This is a genomic window from Nitrosomonas eutropha (assembly GCF_900116685.1).
In the GTDB taxonomy this organism is placed as follows: domain Bacteria; phylum Pseudomonadota; class Gammaproteobacteria; order Burkholderiales; family Nitrosomonadaceae; genus Nitrosomonas; species Nitrosomonas eutropha_A.
On record NZ_FPBL01000002.1, the window covers coordinates 304,452 to 325,809 of the forward strand.

The following is a 21,358-nucleotide window of genomic DNA, read 5'->3' on the forward strand; positions in this document are numbered from 1 at the left end:
ATATGAATACTGGAAACAATACGACTTTTCTAGCTCATGTCCGTCAGGATAAAGAAAATTTCTGGCATGAACACGCCCTGGATGAACACTTGCGTGAAGTCGATCGCCGTGCAGGTGAAGCAGCCAATGCTTTTGATAGCGCCGACTGGGCCAGGCTGGCGGGAATATGGCACGATCTGGGTAAATACAGCAATGAATTTCAGCGCTACATTAAAAATGTCAGCGGCTATAACGCCGAAGCACATATCGAAGGTGCACCAGGCCGTGTGGATCACTCCACAGCGGGAGCCATTCATGCGATGCGCCAACTGGATGAGCCTGGTCGCATTCTGGCTTATCTGATTGCAGGTCATCACGCTGGCCTGCCAGACTGGTCCGCTTCAGAAACTGGTGGCAAGTCGCTTTCCGTACGTTTGAACCCGGAACATGACTATCTGCTCAACCGTATCCCGCCTCACGCTGTTCCCGCAGATATTTTTGATCAAACCCTACCGATCACCAAACCTAAAGGGGGCACGAAAGGATTGCATCTTTGGTTGCGCATGCTGTTTTCGTGTTTAACCGATGCTGATTTTCTCGATACCGAGGCTTTCATGGATGGCAGCAAAGCCGCCGTCCGCAAAGGTTATCGCGATTTGGCCGACTTGCTGGAAACATTTGATAACTACATGATGAGTAAAGCCAAAACTGATACACCGGTTAATGTCATCCGTACCGCTATCCTGAACCAATGTCGGGAAAAAGCGCAGCTTGTACCGGGAATGTTTTCCCTGACGGTACCGACAGGAGGAGGAAAAACCCTATCTGGAACAGCCTTCGCATTAAAGCATGCGATACGGCACCAGAAGCGGCGCATTATCTACGTCATCCCGTACACCAGCATCATCGAACAGACTGCCAATATTTTTCGCGATGTTTTTGGCGACAACATCGTTGAACATCACGCCAATCTCGATCCCGACAAGGAAGATGCCTGCTCCCGGCTGGCAACGGAAAACTGGGATGCACCGATCATCGTCACCACCAATGTCCAGTTTTTTGAATCCCTGTTTGCTGCCCGCACCAGCCGCTGCCGCAAGCTGCACAACATCATCAACAGTGTCGTCGTGCTGGATGAAGCACAATTGCTGCCACCAGAATTCTTGCAGCCAATCGCTGACATCATGAATCTGCTGGTAGCCCATTACGGCGTAACATTCGTACTTTCCACAGCTACTCAGCCAGCCTTGGGTTCTTTTCAATCTTTTGGTGAACAGCCTTTTCGCGGGTTAGATAATGTGCGCGAGATCATGGATGACCCGGACAGTCTGTACCGGAAACTAAAACGGGTTGAAGTCACAGTTCCCGATGATCTGACAACGCCTGACGACTGGCAAAGTATCGCCAATGCACTGCAAAAACACTCAACCATACTTTGCATTGTCAATCGCCGCGACGATGCACGTGAACTGTACCGATTGATGCCGGAAGGAACCATACACTTATCGGCACTAATGTGCGGAGAACACCGCAGCCACGTTATCGCTGACATCAGGGCAAAATTGAAGAATAACCAGTCTGTTCGCGTGATCAGCACGCAACTGGTAGAAGCCGGCGTAGATTTTGATTTTCCGGTGGTGTATCGCGCACTGGCCGGGCTGGATTCAATTGCACAGGCCGCCGGACGCTGCAACCGGGAGGGCAAACTTTACACACCAGGGAAAGTAGTGGTTTTCGTCCCCCCCAAACCCGCGCCTCCCGGCTTGTTGCGCCAGGCTGCACAGATCTCGGTCAGTCTGCTAGCCGGCAATAAAAATGATGTGCTGGAACGCGGACTTGCCAAGCGGTTCTTCGAACATCTTTACATACGCGCTCCTTCGCTCGACAAATATGGCATCCATGATTTGCTTACACGCGATGCCGGCGATGGCGCAATTCAGTTCCGCACCGCAGCAACCAGATTCCAACTGATAGATGACAGCACCTACCAGACCATACTGGTGCGCTATGACGACAACGATATATTGCTTGATCAACTGAAAAAGGAAGGGCCACAACGCTGGCTGATGCGTAAGCTACAGCGGTACTCAGTCAATCTGCCCAGGTATGTATTCGCACGGCTTGAAGCAAAGGGCGACGTATGTCAGATATGGCCTGGCATTTACGCACAGGCAAGTGCAGCACTCTACAACGATAAGCTCGGCGTGGTGTTCGACAGCAACATCACGCCGGATAGCCTGGTGATTTGAACAAGGATAGAAAACATGAAAACCTATTGTCTGGAAGTATCGGGTGATTTCGCCTGCTTCACTCGGCCGGAAATGAAAGTCGAACGTGTCAGCTATGACGTGATGACTCCTTCTGCCGCACGCGCTGTGTTTGAAGCCATTCTGTGGAAACCTGCCATTCAGTGGCATATCACCAAAATAGAAGTGCTAAATCCGATTAAATGGATCAATCTGCGGCGCAATGAAGTCGGGGCAGTTATATCAACGCGCAATGTACAGACTGCCATGAACAGTGGTAGCGGCGACCTTGGCCTGTACATCGAGGATGTACGCCAGCAGCGTGCCGGATTGTTCCTGCGCGATGTTGCCTATCGTATTCATGCACACTTTGGAATGCGTGATGCCTCACAGCGCAAGCATCACTACCCGCATCTGGTGAAACATCCCATCAATGACCCGGAGGAACGGCAAATAGCTGATGCAGCTAATACCCCGGCAAAATTTCTCGCCATGTTCGAACGTCGCGTTGCCAAAGGGCAATGCGTGAACCAGCCTTATCTGGGTTGTCGCGAATTTTCTGCCAGCTTCAGGCTGATCGAGGATATTTCTGCCGAGCCCTCGCCAATCACCGAAACCCGTGATCTGGGCTGGATGCTGTACGACATGAATTACTCCGATCCTGTCAGCCCTAATCCACGCTTCTTCCGGGCTGAAATGAAAAATGGTGGGCTGGATTTGAACAACGTGGAGGTGCGGGGATGATCCTGCAAGCGCTATATAAATACTACGAACGCAAGCCGGATTTACCTCGCCCTGGTTTTGAAATCAAACCTATCCCGTTCATTCTCGAGATCAATGCTGATGGTAGCCTCGTGCAGATCGAGGACACGAGAACCATGGCAGGCAAGAAGAAAATTGCTCGCAGCTTTCTAGTACCCCAAGGAGTAAAGAGAGCTTCTGGGATTACAGCCAATTCATTGTGGGATACTGCTGAATATGTGCTGGGCATAACCAATACAGGAAAACCGGAACGGGTACAGGAACAGCACGCAGCATTCCTGGCAAAACTGGAAGTATTAGCCAACGAGATTAACGATGCCGGATTGAATGCTATTTGCACATTCCTGCACTCTCCTGAAAAAGAGCGATTGGAGAATGACCCGCTCTGGTCAGAAATTCGTGACACCAACTCCATTCTTAGTTTCCGGCTAAGTGGTGATAAGGAGCTGGTTTGCCAGCGCCCGGCAGTCCACACCCTGTTTGAAAATGCAAGTACAGAAGCAGAAAAAATCATCTGTCTGATTACCGGCAAACCTGACCACTTCGAGCGCCTGCATATTGCCATCAAAGGTGTCTGGGGCGCCCAGACCAGCGGTGCGAATATAGTTTCCTTCAATAAGGAGGCATTCAATTCTTTTGCCAAAGAACAGGGAGCTAATGCGCCCGTAGGCAAACATGCTGCTTTTGCCTACACCACCGCACTCAACCATTTATTAAGTAGAGAAAGTACCCAGCGCATTCAGATGGGTGATGCTTCCACTGTGTTCTGGTCCGAGCAATCTTCTCCACTGGAGGATTCATTTGCCAGTATTTTTGATGAGCCACCCAAGGATGATCCAGCAAGGCAAACGCGCGCTATCGAAGCCTTATTCAAGTCACCAGAGACCGGCACATTTTCTGATGAGGGGGGTGATACTCCTTTTTATGTGCTGGGGCTGGCTCCCAATGCGGCGCGCATCAGTGTGCGTTTCTGGCTGACAGGCACGGTTGCCGGAATGTCGCAGCGGATACGCCGGCATTTCGAGGATCTGAAAATTGTTCATGCCAGCTTCGAGAAACCTTCCCGTCTGCTGGTTTCCACAGCCACACAAGGCAAATCAGAAAATATTCCACCCAATCTGGCCGGTGATTCTATGCGAGCCATTCTGGAAGGGTTACCTTATCCGCAAACCCTGCTGGCTGCTGCCGTGCGCCGCATTCGTGCAGAACGGAAAATCACCTATCCACGCGCCTCGCTCATCAAAGCCTGTTTGAACCGGCAGGTACATCATTCATCCTCTCAAGAAAAGGAGATCACAGTGTCACTCGATAATTCCAATACCAATCCCGGTTACCGTACCGGCCGTCTGTTTGCCGCGCTGGAAAAGATACAGGAAGAATCCAGCCCGGGGCTAAACGCCACGATTCGTGATCGCTTCTATGGCGCAGCCTCCAGTACGCCGGTTACCGTATTTGCCAACCTGATGAAGCTGAAAAATCATCATCTTGCCAAGCTGGAAGAAGGGCGCAAACGCTTTTTTGAAAAACTTATCGGCGAAATCATGGCCAATATCAGCGACTTCCCGACACATCTGAATCTGGCCGATCAAGGGCGCTTTGCTATCGGGTATTACCATCAGCGACAAGCCTTCTTCACTAAATCCGAACCTGCTAATAAAGGAGAATAATCACCATGACACTGAAAAACCGCTATGACTTTGTACTGTTATTCGATGTAAAAGACGGTAATCCGAATGGTGACCCAGATGCAGGTAACCTGCCGCGTGTCGATGCGGAAACCGGGCTGGGATTGATGACGGATGTCGCCCTGAAACGCAAAGTGCGTAACTTTGTCAGTATGACCAGGGATCAGTCGGAGGTAACAGAATCCTTGAATGGAGACAAAAAACGCTTCGAGATTTACGTTAAAGAGAAAGCCATTCTCAATAATCAGAACAAGCGCGCCTATGTCGGCATCGGCAAACCCGAGCTGCTGGAAGGAGAGGATAAAAAGCGTAAAGGAGGCAATGCCGTTGAAGAAGCTCGTCAGTGGATGTGTAAAAATTTCTATGATGTACGCACGTTTGGGGCTGTCATGTCTACCGGTATCAACTGCGGCCAAGTACGCGGCCCGGTACAACTCACCTTTGCCCGCTCTATCAATCCTATCGTGGCGTTGGAACATTCCATTACCCGCATGGCTGTCGCTACTGAAGTGGAAGCTGAAAAACAGTCTGGCGACAACCGTACCATGGGCCGCAAATTCACCGTACCGTACGGTCTCTACGTTGCCCACGGTTTTATCTCTGCCCATCTTGCCAACCAAACTGATTTTGGTGAAGACGACCTCGAATTACTGTGGCAGGCACTCGAAAGCATGTTCGAGCATGATCGCTCTGCTGCACGAGGTGAAATGGCAACCCGGGGGCTGTATGTGTTCAAACATGACAGCGAACTGGGTAACGCTCCGGCTCACAGTTTATTCGCACGCATTCAGCCCAAACTAAAAATAAAAAATGAAAATTCCGTCGTACGTGACTTTGGTGATTACACCGTTATGGTAGATGAGGCAGACTTGCCGCAGGGCGTGACATTACAGCGTATTGTTGGCTGATAGCAGCATGAATGGTGAATCCGACGACCCCATCATGCTTTCCGCCCTCCAGCACTGGAGCTACTGCCCGCGCCAGTGCGCATTGATCCATCTGGAACAGGCCTTTGATCAAAACGTTCACACCATGCGAGGTAACGCCGTCCATGAGCATGTGGACGACCCTGGTTTCGAAACCTTTGAAGGCGTACGCAGCGAACGTTCTTTACCGGTATGGTCCGATCGGTTGGGGCTGATCGGCAAGTGCGATGTCGTTGAATTTTACCCCGACGGGCAGATTCATCCGGTGGAATACAAACATGGGAAAAAACGGGCCAAACTGCATGATGATCTGCAACTCGCCGCTCAAGCAATATGTCTGGAGGAAATGACCGGCAAACCCGTCACGCACGGTTCAATTTATCACCATTCCTCACGGCGCCGGCGGGAAGTCATCATCACCTCCGCTTTGCGAGCGCAGGTGGAAGAAACAGTTGCTGCCATTCGCGCATTGCTGGCGACCGACACTTTACCACCTCCTGCAAATGACGCACGTTGCAGGGAATGTTCGCTGAAAGACATTTGTCAGCCGGAAGTGTTGGCACAGAAGTCGAATTACCGAACAGCACAGGCAACGTTATTTACCGTCAATGATTAACTGATCAAGACAGACTATGCGCCAGATTCTCAATACCCTTTATATCCTGACTCCCAACGCTTACGCACATCTGGAAAACGATACCCTGCGCATCGATGTGGAACGAGAAAAGAAATTACAGGTACCGTTACATCATCTGGGCTCAGTCGTATGCTTTGGTAACGTGCTGGTTTCCCCGGCTCTGATGCATCGTTGTGCCGATAATGGCATCAGCCTTGTACTGGTGGATGCTAATGGCCGTTTCAAGGCTCGCCTGGAAGGTTCGGTCAGCGGCAATGTTTTACTACGCCAGGCTCAGCATCGCAAAGTGAACGATAAGAATTTTGTGTTGGCAACCACACAGGCAATCATTGCTGGAAAATTGCGCAATGCACGACAGGTACTGCTACGCGGTGCACGCGAAAGTAACGACGAGGCTGACCAGAGAATATTGAGCGGTGCCTCGGAATCTCTGGCCTTCTCAATCCGAAGCTTGCCACAATCAAGAGATCTTGATCATGTACGCGGGATTGAGGGAGATGCGGCTAAAACTTATTTTTCTGCTCTGCCCCATCTGGTCCGCAAAGATATACGTGAATTCTTTACAATGGACGGACGAACACGCCGCCCGCCACGTGATCGTTTCAATGCCATGCTTTCATTTATTTATTCTATGGTCATGAATGATTGCCGCTCGGCGCTGGAAAGTGTCGGACTGGATCCGCAAATAGGTTTTTTGCATGCAATACGCCCGGGAAAAGCTGCACTAGCACTGGATCTGATGGAGGAATTCCGTGCATTCCTGGCCGACCGGCTGGTACTGACGCTGATCAACCGCGGGCAGATCACCGCACGGGATTTGCAGGTACGGGAAGGCGGGGCAATCCATCTGGAGGACAAAGCCAGGAAAGCTGTGGTCGTTGCTTATCAGGAACGCAAGCAGGAAGAAGTTACCCATCCGTTACTGGGAACCAAAGTGCCTATCGGCCTGCTGCCGCAACTTCAGGCAAGATTCATGGCCCGTGTTATACGCGGCGAAATGGATGGTTATCTCCCTTTCCTGACCAGATAGTGATGCTGATTATTGTTACCTACGACGTTTCAACAGAAACCAAAGCTGGCCGCAAACGATTGCGACGAATCGCAAAAGTTTGCGAAAGCATCGGGCAGCGTGTGCAAAAATCCGTATTTGAATGCCGTGTTGATTTGATGCAATATGAAGAACTGGAACGCCGCCTGCTGGCAGAAATAGACGAGCAGGAAGATAATCTGCGACTGTATCGGTTAACCGAACCAATTAAACTCCATGTAAAAGAATATGGAAATTTCAAGGCAGTTGATTTTGAAGGGCCACTCACCATCTGATACGCGCGAACCTGTAGCATCGGCCAAATGCCGGCCGGTTCGCGCCACATCTAACCACATGATACAGAATAGAAAAATAATTTACCCCTCCTTTTATCTGTTACATGCAGTCAAGGAAAATCTGATGTTCGCGCAAACTGCTCGAATTTTGATGATGTATCAAGAAGTTGTAACTGTACTGTAGCGCCCGGTCACCTGTCGGGTGTGTAAATTAAAATAGGGATACTCAAATTTGAATAGCGCTAATTATTATATTCAAAAGTAAAATACGTGCAAAAGTCATAGAATATAAAAAATATCATACGTATTCATGAGACAAAAAAATAGAAAATGAATTGGTACAACTTCAAATATCAGTATCTGGTACGTTTCTGGTCACCCGTGCCCGCAGTGATTGCAGCCGGTATTCTCTCTGCCTTTTACTTCGGTATTACTGGCACTTTCTGGGCCGTAACAGGCGAATTCACCCGCTGGGGCGGCCATATCCTGCAATGGCTGGGCGTGGATGTTTCCCACTGGGGTTATTTTCAGGTCATCGGTCTGCAGGGTTCACTGCTGACACGTATTGATGGAGTGATGATTCTCGGTATGTTTGTAGGGTGTTTCTCGGCAGCATTGTGGGCCAATAACGTCAAATTGCGCTTACCCCAGCACCGTATCCGTGTGTTTCAGGCCATTATGGGGGGCATTATCGCGGGCTTCGGAGCGCGCCTGGCCATGGGATGTAATCTGGCGGCATTTTTTACCGGCATTCCGCAGTTTTCTTTGCATGCCTGGTTTTTTGCTATTGCTACCGCAATCGGCTCGCTGGCAGGCGCCAAGGTCAGCCTGTTGCCAATATTTCGCATTCCGGTACAGCTGCAAAAAGTATCAGCAGCGCAACCACTTAACCAGCATGCAACCCGAGCACAGCGCCACTTTCGCATCGGCATGTTATTGTTTATTACTTTTGTGCTGTGGGCGGTTTCCAGAGCGCTGGATGAACCCAGGCTGGGTTATGCTGCCCTGTTTGGTCTGGCTTTTGGCCTCATCATTGAGCGTGCGCAAGTGTGTTTTACTTCAGCGTTTCGTGATCTGTGGATTACCGGCCGCACGCAAATGGCCAAGGCGATTATCGCGGGCATGGCAGTCGGTGCGATTGGTGTTTACAGCTACGTACAACTAGGAATGGATCCTAAAATATTCTGGGCCGGGCCAAATGCAGTCATTGGCGGATTACTGTTCGGCTTTGGCATTGTGCTGGCAGGTGGCTGCGAAACAGGCTGGATGTATCGCGCGGTGGAAGGACAGGTGCATTTCTGGCTGGTGGGATTAGGTAACATTATCGGCTCCACACTGCTGGCACTGGTATGGGATGATCTGGCGCCCATTCTTGTCGTAAATTTTGACAAGATCAATCTCCTTAAGACATTCGGACCACAAGGCGGCCTACTGGCTACCTATACTATGCTGGGTGTGTTTCTGGCACTGGTGCTGTACTGGGAAAAATATTTCTTCGCCCGAAAAGCCCGCCAGGCTCTGCAAACGGCCTGAATATAAGCGCCTCCCATGAAATCAACTACCATCATTCCTGATTTTCGCCTCGATATGATAGGAGAACCCTGCCCCTATCCTGCTGTAGCAACGCTGGAAGCTATGCCTCAGTTACAGCCGGGGCAGATTCTGGAGGTGATTTCCGACTGCCCACAGTCAATCAACAACATTCCGATTGATGCCAAAAATCATGGCTACGAAGTTCTGGAGATCCAGCAGGATGGTCCCACCATTCGTTATTTGATCCGCCGTTAAGATAGCGCTCGCCACCAGATCAACCGGGGTTTGAAGCTAAGGATGTTTCGAGTAAGTAGGCGTATTTTCCAAAGATTTTGAAGTTGAATTGAACCAGGCAAGTTTCTGACGAAGCTTGACCACTTCTCCCACAATGATGAGTGTTGGTGGTTTCAATGGGTTATCCCGAATGATTGTCGGCAATGTTGCAAGTGTGCCGGTGAGAACACACTGATTAGGGGTTGTACCCTGCTGAATAATAGCAGCTGGTGTCGTTTCTGGCAGACCATGGGCAATCAACTGCCGACATAACTCGGAGACGCCCAGCAACCCCATGTAGACGACAATCGTCTGGTTGGGACGCGCCAGTGCCGACCAATCAAGTTGTACCGTGTTGTCTTTCAGGTGTCCGGTTACAAAAACGCAGGAATGCGCGTAATCCCGGTGGGTCAGAGGGATACCTGCATAACTGGCCACACCGGATGCGGCTGTAATGCCAGGAACAACCTGGAATGGAATCCGATGTTGTGACAAAGTTTCAATTTCCTCACCCCCTCGTCCAAAAATAAAAGGATCACCACCTTTCAACCGCAATACACGTTTACCTTCCTGCGCCAGCTTGACCAGCAGGTCGTTGATTGATGTCTGCGGCAGGGTATGTTGATTACGTTCCTTGCCAGCATAGATACGGTCAGCATCCTGTCTGACCATATCCAGGATGGCAGGAGCAACCAGCCGGTCATAAATCACCACGTCTGCCTGCTGCATCAGGCGCATAGCGCGGAAAGTCAACAGATCCGGATCTCCCGGGCCTGCTCCCACCAGATAAACTTCCCCAACCGGAGGTTGATCCACACTACTATTCAATGTTTCTAATAAATAATCCCGGGCAGCCCGATCTTTGCCAGCAAATACCATTTCTGCAAACGGCCCCTGCAGCATCTTTTCCCAGAAGAAACGACGATTTTCCTGGTGAGGAAAATGCTGTCTGACTTGTTCACGAAACTGCGCGGCATAAGTTGCCAGTCGGCCATAGGCAGCGGGAATTAATGCTTCCAGTCGTGCACGCAACAGCCTTGCCAGTACTGGAGAACTGCCACCACTTGATACCGCAACGATAATTGGAGAGCGATCCAGAATGGAAGGCATGATAAAGGTGCATAAATCCGGATTATCGACAACGTTTACTGGAATACCTGCTTCCCGGGCTGCAATCGAGATAGCCTGGTTGGTTGCCTGATCATGCGTAGCGGCTATAACCAGCACCCTGTCCTGCAAGTGATCCGGGCGAAAGGTTTCGGCGTTATGTGAGATTGAAGGGAATTGCTGCAACAAACCAGCGAATTCAGCACTAATTGCGGGGGAAACGACATGGATGTGCGCCCCTGCTCGCAGCAGCAACCTCGTCTTGCGGGCTGCAACACCTCCTCCGCCAACAATCAAACAATTTCGCTGTTTAATGTTGAGAAAAACCGGCAAGTAATCCATACAGATAAAATAGGATTCAATAAACAAAGAACCGTCTGGCCCGTTAAAGGTTAATCAGAACGATGTATAACCTCTTATTCCGGAATTACATATCCGGGTTCAGTACCTGCTGATTGTGCTATCTCCTGCCCACGATCAGAATTCAGGCCATGGATGTGCCGATTATTGAACTCTTTCCCGCTTGTACAGATCCTCAATGGTCATACCCATGCCAGCTTCACCACCAAACACTGTACCGAGTGTCTTGCTCTGGAGATGTTTAATATTGAAATCGTAGAATTCCTTTTTTAGCGGGAAGTATCTCACTTCCTCAATCAATTGCTGTGCGTGTTGCATATAAAAGATAACAAATTCATTTATTTCCGGTTTATTTGCTGATTTTGCATTTACATAAATAAAGAGAGGACGCGATAATGGCTTATAACTTCCATTTTGTACGGTAAGCATGGAAGGCAGAACACCGCCAGCACCATTATCAATCGCCACAGCTTTCAGTTTCTTCTGATTTTCAATGTAGTAGGCAAAGCCAAAGAAACCTAATGCATTTAAATCGCTCGCCACACCCTGAACGAGTACATTGTCATCTTCCGAGGCAGTAAAATCTCCACGACTGGATTTTGCCTTACCGACCACGGCTTCGGTGAAATAGTCGAATGTACCTGAATCAGCTCCTGCACCGAAAAGTTTGATTTTGGCATTGGGCCAAGCCGGGTTGATTTGATTCCAGTTAAGTATCTTTTCTTGCGCTGCAGGCTCCCATATTTTTTTTAACTCAGCAATTGTTATGGATTTAATCCAGCTATTTCTGGGGTTGACCGCCACCGTCAATGCATCAAAAGCAATTGGCATCTCGATGTATTGCACGCCATTCTGCCGACATTGCTCCATTTCAGAAGACAGGATCGGGCGAGATGCATTCACAATATCGATTTCCCCTCTGCAGAATTTTTTGAATCCTCCACCGGTACCGGAGATACCGGCGGTAACCATAGTGGCCCCTTTTGTGGCAGTCTGAAAATCCTCAGAAACAGCTTCTGTAATCGGGAAAACAGTACTCGATCCATCTATCTTGACAAGCGATCTGGCTTGAATATATCCACTAATTCCACTCAGAAGGATAAGGGTCGTAATTAAAAATCCGGCTCTACTACTGGATTTTAATAAGAACTGTTGCATAATAGTCACCTTGATGTTCAAGAATTAAAGAAAAGATATCTGACCTGTATACCCTATGACTCTAACTTCAGGTATTCACCAAAGATAAACAAGATATATTACAGTCTTGTGATGGTAGCTCAGTACCCAGCAGTTGAAGCAGTGGCCTGTTGCTGAATTATTCCAGCAATTTTCTCAGCCCAGTATTCAATCTGTTGAGGGTCTTTTCCTTCCACCATCACCCTGATTAACGGTTCAGTTCCAGAAGCACGCAGTAAAATACGCCCATCATTTCCCAATGCCTGTTCTGCCTCGTTTTTGCATGTCTCTACTACCTGATCATTCTGAAAATTAAAATCTTTGGGAACTTTTATATTAATTAATCTTTGGGGAAAGAAAACAACATCACGCATTAAGTCAGCAAACATCAAACCCGTGTCACGTAATGCATATAAAACCTGGAGAGCTGAAACAATTCCGTCGCCTGTCGTATGTTTATCACGGCAGATAATATGGCCGGAATTCTCTGCGCCCAAGTACCAGTCATTCTGTTGCAGCAATTCAGACACATAACGATCTCCGACATTTGCCCGTGCAAATGGAATTCCGAGCCGCTCAAAAGCGTGCTCAACAGCCAGATTGGTCATGAGTGTCCCAACCACTCCACCTTGTAGTACACCGCGCTGCTGTCTATGTTTAGCAATAATGTAGGCCAGGCTGTCACCATCGTATACCACCCCTTCTCCGCTCACCATCAGCACTCGGTCGCCATCGCCATCTACAGCAATACCAAAATCTGCACCATGTTGCAAAACTGCACCTTGTAGTGCCTTGATATGGGTTGCACCACATTCATGATTAATGTTGAACCCATCCGGATTTGCATGAATGGTTACAACATCAGCGCCCAGTTCATGCATCACATGCCCGGCGACCTGGTAATCCGCACCATTGGCACAATCAACCACGATTTTCCAGCCTCGTAAATCAAGCTGATTAGGAAAGGTACTTTTACAAAATTCGATATACCGGCCTTCTTCATCCTTAAGACGTTGTACTCTACCTAATTTGATAGAAGGCGCTGTTTCTATAGGAAAATCCAGCTCAGCTTCAATTTGAAGCTCCACACTATCCGGCAGTTTTGAGCCTTCAGAAGAGAAAAACTTAATGCCATTATCATAAAATGGATTGTGTGAAGCAGAAATAACTGCTCCGGCCTGAATGCGCAGCGCTCGCACAAGGTAGGCTACAGCAGGGGTTGGTAATGGCCCGGATAGCAGAACATCTACCCCTGCCGCCGAGAAACCAGCCTCCAGCGCGGATTCCAGCATGTATCCGGATATGCGTGTATCTTTTCCAATCAGGATAGTGGGTCGTTTATCTACCGCCAGTTTCCAATCGGACGCCAGCAACACTTTGCCAACAGCATACCCCAGACGCAGGAAAAAATCGGGCGTGATCGGGAATTCCCCCACCTTTCCACGAATGCCATCTGTACCAAAATATTTTTTCTTCATATCAGTGTCGCTTCCCTGTTGAATTCCAGATCAAAGTATTTAACAGAATTCACAATATCACAATCAATACCCCACAGATGCTAGTGTCTGATAGATCAATAGTAATCAACTACCCAATTGTCATACTCGTATTATAGGGTCTGGGTACTGATTATCGTACAATCAATTATTGGTCGGGTGACGGGTATATCAGAAAACCTGGATAAATACGATCCATTGCCGCAAACACTGAAAATGCATCACGGGTCGCCTTGACATCATGCACCCGTACAATCCTGGCACCCTGTCCCACGGCCAAAAGAGCAGCCGCCACGCTGGCATACACACGATTATCAACTGTATTACCTGTAATCATTCCCAGCATTGATTTACGTGAAATACCCGCCATAACAGGCAGATCCATAGCGGTAAAATGGTCCAGATGGTGTAACAAGGCAAGATTGTGCTCCAGTGTTTTACCAAAGCCAAAACCGGGATCAATAATGATTCGCTCACGTGCAATCCCGGCTGATATTGCCAATGCAACATGTTGTTCCAGAAAAGCCATGACCTCGGCAATCACATCCGAATACTGCGGATCAAGCTGCATTGTCTCTGGTCGGCCTTGCATATGCATGAGACAAGCCATAACAGAGCTGTCTGCAACAACTTCCAGTGCACCAGGAGCTTGCAGCGCATTGGTATCATTAACAAGAACAACCCCGGCATTAATAGCGGCTTGCATCACTTCCGGTTTGGAAGTATCAACCGAAACCGGAATATTCATATTCAACGCAAATTCTATGACGGGCATGATCCGTGACAGCTCTTCATCCGATTCAACAGATCGACTCCCGGGACGGGTAGATTCCCCTCCGATATCAAGGATATCTGCACCTTCCCGAACCAGGCGATTCACCTGTTCAATTGCTTTCCCGGTTGTATCAAAACAGCCGCCATCAGAAAAAGAGTCGGGCGTGACATTGATCACCCCCATGATCAGTGGGCAATTTTCTTGAAGAATCCTTTGCAGTTTATTCACTTGAGCAAGAAAAAATGGCCTGTACGTTTTATTTATTCGTACAGGCCATTAATTAAGAACAATACAATTTTTAGGCTTCTACCTTTTGAGCAGGTGCTTCTTCTGTTGTTGCAGGCTCATCTGCGGGCTGTTTGACCTCACCGCCGCTGGTGCTGGTTGAACCTTTATCCTGCCGTAGAGAAGAAGAAGGTGATTGCGGTGGACGCGGTGGGCGACCTTCCATAATATCTTTGATCTGGTCGCTGTCTATTGTCTCCCACTCAAGCAATGCTTGAGTCATCGCCTCGATTTTATCCTTATTCTCCTCGATGATCTTGCGTGCAAGTGCATATTGTTCATCAACGATCCGACGAATCTCGGCATCGACCATTTGCATAGTTGCCTCACTCAGATTTCTGTGCGTAGTAACTGAACGTCCAAGGAATACTTCTCCCTCATTTTCACCATACACCATCGGTCCCAGCGTTTCGGACATACCCCATTGCGTCACCATCTTGCGAGTGGTATCTGTTGCCCGCTCAAAGTCATTGGAAGCACCGGTTGTCATCTGGTTCATGAACACTTCTTCTGCAATACGGCCGCCAAACATGACAGCAATCGTCTGCAAAATCTGATCGCGATCCATGCTGTAACGATCCTCGGCAGGAAGCTGCATAGTTACACCCAGTGCACGTCCGCGCGGGATAATTGAAACCTTGTGAACCGGATCGGTTTTAGGCAGCAAATAAGCCACTACCGCATGCCCCGATTCGTGATAAGCAGTATTGCGCCGCTCGTTTTCGGGCATAACAACGGAACGACGTTCTGCGCCCATCAGAATCTTGTCTTTCGCACGTTCAAAGTCATCCATATCAACCAGACGTTTGTTGGCTCGTGCGGCAAACAGGGCAGCCTCATTAACCAGGTTGGCCAGATCAGCTCCTGACATACCAGGCGTGCCCCTTGCCAAGATACTGGCTTTCACATCAGGGGATATAGGAACTTTGCGCATATGTACCAGCAAAATCTGTTCCCGACCGCGAATATCCGGCAGCGGGACAACAACCTGCCTGTCAAACCGGCCTGGACGCAGCAAAGCAGGATCCAGTACGTCCGGGCGGTTAGTAGCAGCAATAACAATCACACCCATATTGCCTTCAAAGCCATCCATTTCAACCAGCAATTGGTTCAACGTCTGTTCGCGCTCATCATTTCCACCTCCCAGACCTGCGCCACGCTGACGGCCGACCGCATCAATCTCGTCAATGAAGATAATGCAGGGTGCATGTTTTTTCGCCTGCTCAAACATATCTCTCACTCTGGAGGCACCGACACCGACAAACATTTCGACGAAATCCGAACCGGAAATACTGAAAAATGGTACTTTTGCTTCACCGGCAATGGCGCGGGCAAGCAGCGTTTTACCTGTTCCCGGATTACCACACATCAGTACACCGCGAGGAATACGACCACCCAGTTTCTGGAATCGGGAAGGGTCTCTCAGAAATTCGACCAACTCGGCAACCTCTTCTTTGGCCTCTTCACAACCGGCCACATCCGCAAAAGTCACGTTGTTACTCTTGTGATCAAGCATTCTGGCTTTACTTTTTCCGAATGAGAAAGCACCACCACTGCGACCACCCCCTTGCATCTGGCGCATGAAAAAGATCCAGACAGCAATCAGCAGCAACATCGGGAACCATGACACAAGTATGCTCATCAGCATGGAAGGCTCTTCTTCCGGCTTAGCTTCCACTGCCACTCCAGCCTTTAGAAGATCACTTACCAGCCATGGATCGGAAGGCGAATGGACAATAAACGAGCGGCCATCTGTTTTTGCACCTCTCAAGGTACGACCGTCGATTACTACCTTGGCAATCCTGCCTTGGTGCATTTCACTGATGAATTGTGAATATTCCATGGGAGGCTGTGATGGCTGTCGGGTAGAGAACTGATTGAAGACTGTCATCAGTACTAATGCAATCACCAGCCAGATAGCCATGTTCTTAATCAAATTATTCATATTAGCTCCTCAATTTTGCTTCTCGACGAAACCGAATTTTTGAAACGCTGCGGTTTATCTGTATCTGTTACAGGACTGTTACCGCAGTCTATCAGATTATTTTTTCCAGTCCCAGCAAATATAACTCTTTACTCCGATCTCGCGAAGCCTTTGGTTTCCTGATGACGACTTTTGCAAAATCAGCCTGCATTAATTGTCGGAATGTCTCAAAGTCACTCCCCTGAAATACTTTGACAAGAAAGTTTTCCCCGGGGTTCAAATGTTCGCGACAGAACATCAAAGCGAGCTCTGCCAGATACATGCCGTGAGCCTGATCACTGACACGAATTCCGGTAAGATTGGGTGACATATCGGAAATTACAAGGTCTGCCCGCTTCCCATCCAAAACTTTCTCCAGCGCGGCCAGAACACCATTTTCACGAAAATCACCTTGAATGAATATCGTGCCAGGCAAGGGTTGCATATCCAGCATATCCAGCGCAAAAACCTTTCCAGTCGGCCCGACAGATTCGAGTGCCACTTGTGACCAGCTGCCAGGCGCTGCTCCCAGATCGACAACCGTCATTCCCGGTGAAAAAAGTGCATCGCGCTCGGCGATTTCCTGTAATTTGTAGGCCGCACGCGAACGATAACCTTCGTGGTTAGCCTTGCGGACAAAGTTATCATTGATATGCGCTCTTATCCAGGCTCTGCTGGTTTTGGCAGATTTCATCAGGTAAAATCCTGTGTTTTGAGGAAAGTTTTAATGCTTGAACTTGATATGGCTCTGCGCCGGCAGCTTACGGCCAGTGCGCACCATTTAAATCCAGTAGTAACGATTGGTAAGGATGGCCTGGCAGAAAATGTTATTAGTGAGTTGGATCGGAATCTTTTGAAGCATGAGCTTATCAAAATTAAAGTGCTTGAAGGCGATCGAGGCCAGAGAACGTCCCTACTGGAACAAATTTGCCTTTCTCTAAATGCCGCACCTATCAAGCAGATCGGTAAGATTTTAATTATATACCGGATCAACCCAGATAAAAAAAACGTCGAGACCACGGCTGTGGATATATCTAAATCTGATTCCAAACCAAAACGCAAACCTGCGCAACGAATGAAGAAAGCTCCACCGAGAAAATAAACAGCTGAAGAAACTGATTGCCATTTCTCCCGGACAAGATTCCCTAATACTTAGTGATCTGGTATAACTCAGACCAGTTCACGCATATGGAGATGCTTATGAGCACAAAACTGGAACTGCCGATTCAGGAATTTACCACCCCCTATCCGGTCACCGCACGCGAGGACAGCTCGATTGATGAGTTACTGGATATCGTCAAGAATCTCAAAGTACGCCACATTCCCATCATGTCGAATGGAAAAATAACGGGCATCGTCAGCGAACGTGATCTCAGAATCGTTTCGGCATTGAGCGCCCGTGAAAAGTTCCTGGTCAGAGCAGATGATCTAATGACACTCGATCCCGTGACTTTTCAGGGCAGCACTTCCATCGAGGATGTGATTCTGGTGATGTCAGAGAAAAAAATTGGCAGTGTGCTGGTGGCGGATGAAAAGGGAGATCTGCAGGGCATATTTACAGTAACTGATGCACTGGATGTTCTGGTTGAGATATTACGAGGCAGAAAATGACACAAGTCCGTGATCTGATGACGCCCATGCCTCAAACCATAGGCTTCGATATTTCAGTGGGAAAAGCCCTGGAGATAATGAAAGAATATGCCTGCCATCATCTCCCCGTACTGGATGGGGGAAAACTGGTTGGCGTACTGAGTGACAGAGATCTGTCAATGGCCAGACATGACTCAGACGGTGTTAAAGCTGAAAATCTTGTTAAGGATCTCATGAGCGATGCGCCCATCGTAATTGAACCTTCCGCCGAAATTAATACCGCTATCCGGACAATGCTGGACAATAAAATCAATAGCCTTATCGTCAGAGCAGAAGGAAACCAGCCGTGGGGTATCCTTACTTCAACTGATCTTTTGCGCCACATCGTAGAAAAAACCTGAAGCAAGCCACTCTGATAAGCCTTGGAGAAAACAAGAAATATCTGCGTTGTTTTCTCCAATAGAACTTTCAGGCATAAAAATTAAATCAATCGTTTCATAAACATACTTCCAGCTTCCGGTTTATCACAAACTAAATCAACCCTTACTGACAAGGGCTCGACTCACTCATTTCTGTAGAAATTCAGCGAAATGGACGACTTAGAAAACGCGACCCAGCCAACCCGAAACGCCAGGGTATTTCTTTTGCTCTGGAAATACCAATACGCGGCCCGGTAACAACTGCTACCGGAGTTGTAATCGGCAGAAGCTGAAACGGAGGAACATCAACCGGCATGCCACTATGCGCCATAGTAATTCCGAGCGCCTGGCAAAGCCGCCCGGGACCTGCGCAGAGCAAACGTACATTATCCAGCCCGCGTCGCTTCCGCATAGTATCCAACCCTCCTGCCAGCGGCTCCAGTGCACGGATCAGCACGCCGGCACCGTGGCCTGGCGGACAGCACACAATATTGAAGCACCAATGTATGCCGTAAGAGCGATAGACATACGCACGGCACGGCGGCCCGAACATCACCTGATTACGTGGCGTCATTCCGCCAAAACAATGTGAAGCAGGATCCTCACGATCATAAGCCTCCACCTCCACAATCCGACCACCTACACCATTCAGCATAAGCGTCACGCCTATCAGGGAACGCGCCACTTCGGCAGGGGGCGCTGAGAAATCAATATCAAGAGATGAAACCAGACTCATACACGACAAACATTCAATAAAATTAGAGCAGCTGCTCGATATCCCCGATCAGAGATTCCGGCTTATCAACTGGTGCATAACGTTTAACCACTTTCCCGGTTCTATCTACCAGAAACTTGGTGAAATTCCATTTGATACCTTTGGAACCCAGCACACCAGGTTTTTCACCCTTCAGATATTGATAGAGCGGATGGGTATTGGTGCCATTCACTTCAATCTTTGCAAATAAAGGGAAGCTGATGCTGTAATCAGATGAGCAGAACGCCTGAATTTCACGCTCATTACCCGGTTCCTGGTGGCCAAACTGGTTGCAGGGAAAAGCAAGTACAACTAGCCCTTGATCCTTGTATCGTTGATATAACGCTTCCAAACTCTGATACTGGGGTGTAAAACCACATTTACTGGCCGTGTTCACTATCAGCAAGACTTTACCTTTATAATCGCCGAGCAGTTTATTCTGCCCATCAATCGTTTTTACGCCATAGTCATAGATATCCATCGCTATTTATAACGCACTCAGAAATTATCATGATTAGAAAAAACCCCACGGGTGATCAACCGATCGTCCACGAAAGTGCTTTTGTTGATCCCACTGCCATTCTCTGCGGACGTATTGTCGTACATGAAAATGTGTTTATCGGGCCATACGTTGTCATTCGGGCAGATGAGGTGGATGAAGCCGGAAATATGGAACCCATTACAGTAGGTGCGCATTCCAACATTCAGGATGGCGTAGTCATTCATTCCAAATCGGGCGCAGCAGTTACTGTCGGGGAGCGTACCTCAATCGCCCACCGGGAATTGTACACGGGCCTTGTATCGTCGGCCCCGGAGTGTTCATCGGATTTAACAGCGTACTGTTCAACTGCACGGTCGGTGAAGGATGTGTCGTTCGCCACAATTCAGTCGTTGATGGCTGCGATCTGCCACCAGGCTTTTATGTTCCTTCCACACAACGCATCTGGCCAAAAACCGACCTGGCTTCTATCAAAAAAAGTAACCCCCAAGGCATCAGAATTTTCCGAGGATATCGCCAGAACCAACAATACCCTTATACAAGGGTATAAACGTATTCAGAATGAACTTTAGGGAACTTCGGACAGCCCGCAGCGTAAATTCATCATTACCCAGATGCTGCTCATACTCCCTCCTTTATTTTAATATCGCTCAAATCCAGCTTATGAAAAAATCCATATTGATTACCGGTTGCTCCAGCGGCATTGGCTATTGCGTTGCGCATGGATTGCAGGCGTGCGGTTACCGTGTTTTTGCCACCGCCCGCAGACAGGAAAGTGTGGACATGTTACTTGCTGAGGGATTAGAAAGTTTCCAACTTGATCTGAACGATTCCAGCTCAATTCAACGCGCTGTTGAAGAAACCCTGAATCGCAGCAATGGCCAATTGTATGCATTATTTAATAATGGTGCATATGGCCTGCCTGGAGCGGTAGAAGATCTCAGTCGGGAAGCCATGCGCGCCCAGTTTGAAACCAATTTTTTCGGTTGGGTGGAGCTGACCAATCTGATCTTGCCCGTCATGCGTAAGCAGGGACAGGGTCGTATCATACAAAACAGCTCCATACTTGGCTTTGCTGCCATGCCGTTCCGTGGCGCGTACAACGCCTCCAAATTTGCAGTCGAAGGCTGGAGCGATACCTTACGGCTGGAACTGAGAGGGAGCAATATTTTTGTCAGCCTGATCGAACCAGGGCCAATTGCCACGAAATTCCGTGCCAACGCAATGAAAGCGTTTGAACGCCACATCGATATCGAGCACAGTATTCACCGCGAGAAATACCTCATTGTTCAGGACCGGCTGAACAAGCAGGGACCCACTGTCCCTTTCACTCTGCCTCCAGAAGCCGTATTGAAAAAGGTGATCTGCATACTTAAATCAAGTACCCCTGATGCCCGCTATTACGTTACCTTTCCGACCCACATGTTTGGCCTTCTCAAGCGCATCTTACCCGTTTCCGTACTGGATAAATTATTGGCCAAGGCCGGGCACAGGCATCAGTAAAGAAATATAGTGCTCAAGTATTTCCAGACACATAGTTAGATTCTTTTCAATAATTCTGCATAATGAA

22 protein-coding genes are annotated in these 21,358 nt (G+C 48.6%); 14 read left to right on the forward strand and 8 right to left on the reverse strand.

Going from position 1 to position 21,358, the window contains the following annotated elements; all coding sequences use genetic code 11:
- Window positions 1-2 precede the first annotated feature (2 nt).
- The 9 genes from BM331_RS04010 to yedF all read left to right on the forward strand — a co-directional run bounded on the left by BM331_RS04010 (window position 3) and on the right by yedF (window position 9,346).
- Window positions 3-2,228, forward strand: a complete 2,226-nt coding sequence (locus BM331_RS04010; protein WP_074927272.1) for a CRISPR-associated helicase/endonuclease Cas3 — start codon at window positions 3-5, stop codon at window positions 2,226-2,228.
- Between the two features lie 15 nt (window positions 2,229-2,243).
- The gene (gene cas5c / locus BM331_RS04015) at window positions 2,244-2,969 is read left to right on the forward strand and encodes a type I-C CRISPR-associated protein Cas5c (RefSeq protein ID WP_074927273.1); all 726 of its coding nucleotides are present in this window, start codon (window positions 2,244-2,246) and stop codon (window positions 2,967-2,969) included.
- Window positions 2,966-4,654, forward strand: coding sequence for a type I-C CRISPR-associated protein Cas8c/Csd1 (gene cas8c, locus BM331_RS04020; protein WP_074927275.1), 1,689 nt, complete (start codon window positions 2,966-2,968; stop codon window positions 4,652-4,654). Before cas5c ends, cas8c begins: the two co-directional genes overlap by 4 nt.
- Before the next feature lie 5 nt (window positions 4,655-4,659).
- A complete protein-coding gene (gene cas7c / locus BM331_RS04025; protein ID WP_074927277.1) occupies window positions 4,660-5,580 on the forward strand; it encodes a type I-C CRISPR-associated protein Cas7/Csd2 in 921 nt (306 codons plus the stop codon).
- 7 nt (window positions 5,581-5,587) lie between these two features.
- Window positions 5,588-6,214, forward strand: coding sequence for a CRISPR-associated protein Cas4 (gene cas4, locus BM331_RS04030; protein ID WP_074927278.1), 627 nt, complete (start codon window positions 5,588-5,590; stop codon window positions 6,212-6,214).
- A gap of 16 nt (window positions 6,215-6,230) precedes the next feature.
- Window positions 6,231-7,265, forward strand: coding sequence for a type I-C CRISPR-associated endonuclease Cas1c (gene cas1c / locus BM331_RS04035; protein WP_074927280.1), 1,035 nt, complete (start codon window positions 6,231-6,233; stop codon window positions 7,263-7,265).
- A gap of 2 nt (window positions 7,266-7,267) precedes the next feature.
- Complete coding sequence (gene cas2, locus BM331_RS04040; protein WP_074927281.1) at window positions 7,268-7,558, forward strand: CRISPR-associated endonuclease Cas2; 291 nt, start codon at window positions 7,268-7,270, stop codon at window positions 7,556-7,558.
- 330 nt (window positions 7,559-7,888) lie between these two features.
- Entirely contained in the window at window positions 7,889-9,091 is a 1,203-nt protein-coding gene (gene yedE / locus BM331_RS04045) for a selenium metabolism membrane protein YedE/FdhT (RefSeq protein ID WP_074927283.1), read from the forward strand.
- 15 nt (window positions 9,092-9,106) lie between these two features.
- The gene (gene yedF / locus BM331_RS04050) at window positions 9,107-9,346 is read left to right on the forward strand and encodes a sulfurtransferase-like selenium metabolism protein YedF (RefSeq protein ID WP_074927285.1); all 240 of its coding nucleotides are present in this window, start codon (window positions 9,107-9,109) and stop codon (window positions 9,344-9,346) included.
- 36 nt (window positions 9,347-9,382) lie between these two features.
- Here the strand turns inward: yedF and cysG are convergent, their stop codons facing one another.
- The 6 genes from cysG to BM331_RS04080 form a co-directional block, all read right to left on the reverse strand.
- The gene (cysG, locus tag BM331_RS04055; RefSeq protein ID WP_074927477.1) at window positions 9,383-10,813 is read right to left on the reverse strand and encodes a siroheme synthase CysG; all 1,431 of its coding nucleotides are present in this window, start codon (window positions 10,811-10,813) and stop codon (window positions 9,383-9,385) included.
- 162 nt (window positions 10,814-10,975) lie between these two features.
- Entirely contained in the window at window positions 10,976-11,989 is a 1,014-nt protein-coding gene (locus BM331_RS04060) for a PstS family phosphate ABC transporter substrate-binding protein (protein WP_074927286.1), read from the reverse strand.
- A gap of 119 nt (window positions 11,990-12,108) precedes the next feature.
- Window positions 12,109-13,485: a phosphoglucosamine mutase gene (gene glmM / locus BM331_RS04065; RefSeq protein WP_074927288.1), complete on the reverse strand. Its 1,377-nt coding sequence runs from the start codon at window positions 13,483-13,485 to the stop codon at window positions 12,109-12,111.
- Window positions 13,486-13,651: 166 nt separating this feature from the next.
- Window positions 13,652-14,506, reverse strand: coding sequence for a dihydropteroate synthase (gene folP, locus BM331_RS04070; RefSeq protein WP_256214809.1), 855 nt, complete (start codon window positions 14,504-14,506; stop codon window positions 13,652-13,654).
- Between the two features lie 70 nt (window positions 14,507-14,576).
- The gene (gene ftsH / locus BM331_RS04075) at window positions 14,577-16,508 is read right to left on the reverse strand and encodes an ATP-dependent zinc metalloprotease FtsH (RefSeq protein ID WP_074927291.1); all 1,932 of its coding nucleotides are present in this window, start codon (window positions 16,506-16,508) and stop codon (window positions 14,577-14,579) included.
- 91 nt (window positions 16,509-16,599) lie between these two features.
- Complete coding sequence (locus BM331_RS04080) at window positions 16,600-17,220, reverse strand: RlmE family RNA methyltransferase (protein WP_074927293.1); 621 nt, start codon at window positions 17,218-17,220, stop codon at window positions 16,600-16,602.
- A 33-nt stretch (window positions 17,221-17,253) separates the two neighbouring features.
- On the opposite strand from BM331_RS04080, the gene yhbY reads away from it, so the two are divergent.
- From yhbY to BM331_RS04095, 3 genes are all read left to right on the forward strand, one after another.
- The gene (yhbY, locus tag BM331_RS04085) at window positions 17,254-17,628 is read left to right on the forward strand and encodes a ribosome assembly RNA-binding protein YhbY (RefSeq protein WP_074927294.1); all 375 of its coding nucleotides are present in this window, start codon (window positions 17,254-17,256) and stop codon (window positions 17,626-17,628) included.
- Window positions 17,629-17,726: 98 nt separating this feature from the next.
- Window positions 17,727-18,137 (forward strand): CBS domain-containing protein, encoded by a 411-nt coding sequence (locus tag BM331_RS04090; RefSeq protein WP_074927296.1) that lies wholly within the window; start codon window positions 17,727-17,729, stop codon window positions 18,135-18,137.
- Window positions 18,134-18,517, forward strand: a complete 384-nt coding sequence (locus tag BM331_RS04095; protein ID WP_074927297.1) for a CBS domain-containing protein — start codon at window positions 18,134-18,136, stop codon at window positions 18,515-18,517. Before BM331_RS04090 ends, BM331_RS04095 begins: the two co-directional genes overlap by 4 nt.
- 181 nt (window positions 18,518-18,698) lie before the next feature.
- On the opposite strand, the gene BM331_RS04100 is transcribed toward BM331_RS04095, so the two are convergent.
- Together BM331_RS04100 and BM331_RS04105 are read right to left on the reverse strand one after the other, a co-directional pair.
- Entirely contained in the window at window positions 18,699-19,271 is a 573-nt protein-coding gene (locus BM331_RS04100; protein WP_074927299.1) for a DNA-3-methyladenine glycosylase, read from the reverse strand.
- 22 nt (window positions 19,272-19,293) lie between these two features.
- On the reverse strand, window positions 19,294-19,770 hold the full coding sequence (locus BM331_RS04105) for a glutathione peroxidase (protein WP_074927300.1): 477 nt from the start codon (window positions 19,768-19,770) through the stop codon (window positions 19,294-19,296).
- Window positions 19,771-19,799: 29 nt separating this feature from the next.
- On the opposite strand from BM331_RS04105, the gene BM331_RS04110 reads away from it, so the two are divergent.
- Both BM331_RS04110 and BM331_RS04115 read left to right on the forward strand, forming a co-directional pair.
- Window positions 19,800-20,360: an LbetaH domain-containing protein gene (locus tag BM331_RS04110; protein WP_256214810.1), complete on the forward strand. Its 561-nt coding sequence runs from the start codon at window positions 19,800-19,802 to the stop codon at window positions 20,358-20,360.
- Between the two features lie 91 nt (window positions 20,361-20,451).
- Window positions 20,452-21,291, forward strand: a complete 840-nt coding sequence (locus BM331_RS04115) for an SDR family oxidoreductase (protein WP_074927302.1) — start codon at window positions 20,452-20,454, stop codon at window positions 21,289-21,291.
- Window positions 21,292-21,358: the final 67 nt, after the last annotated feature.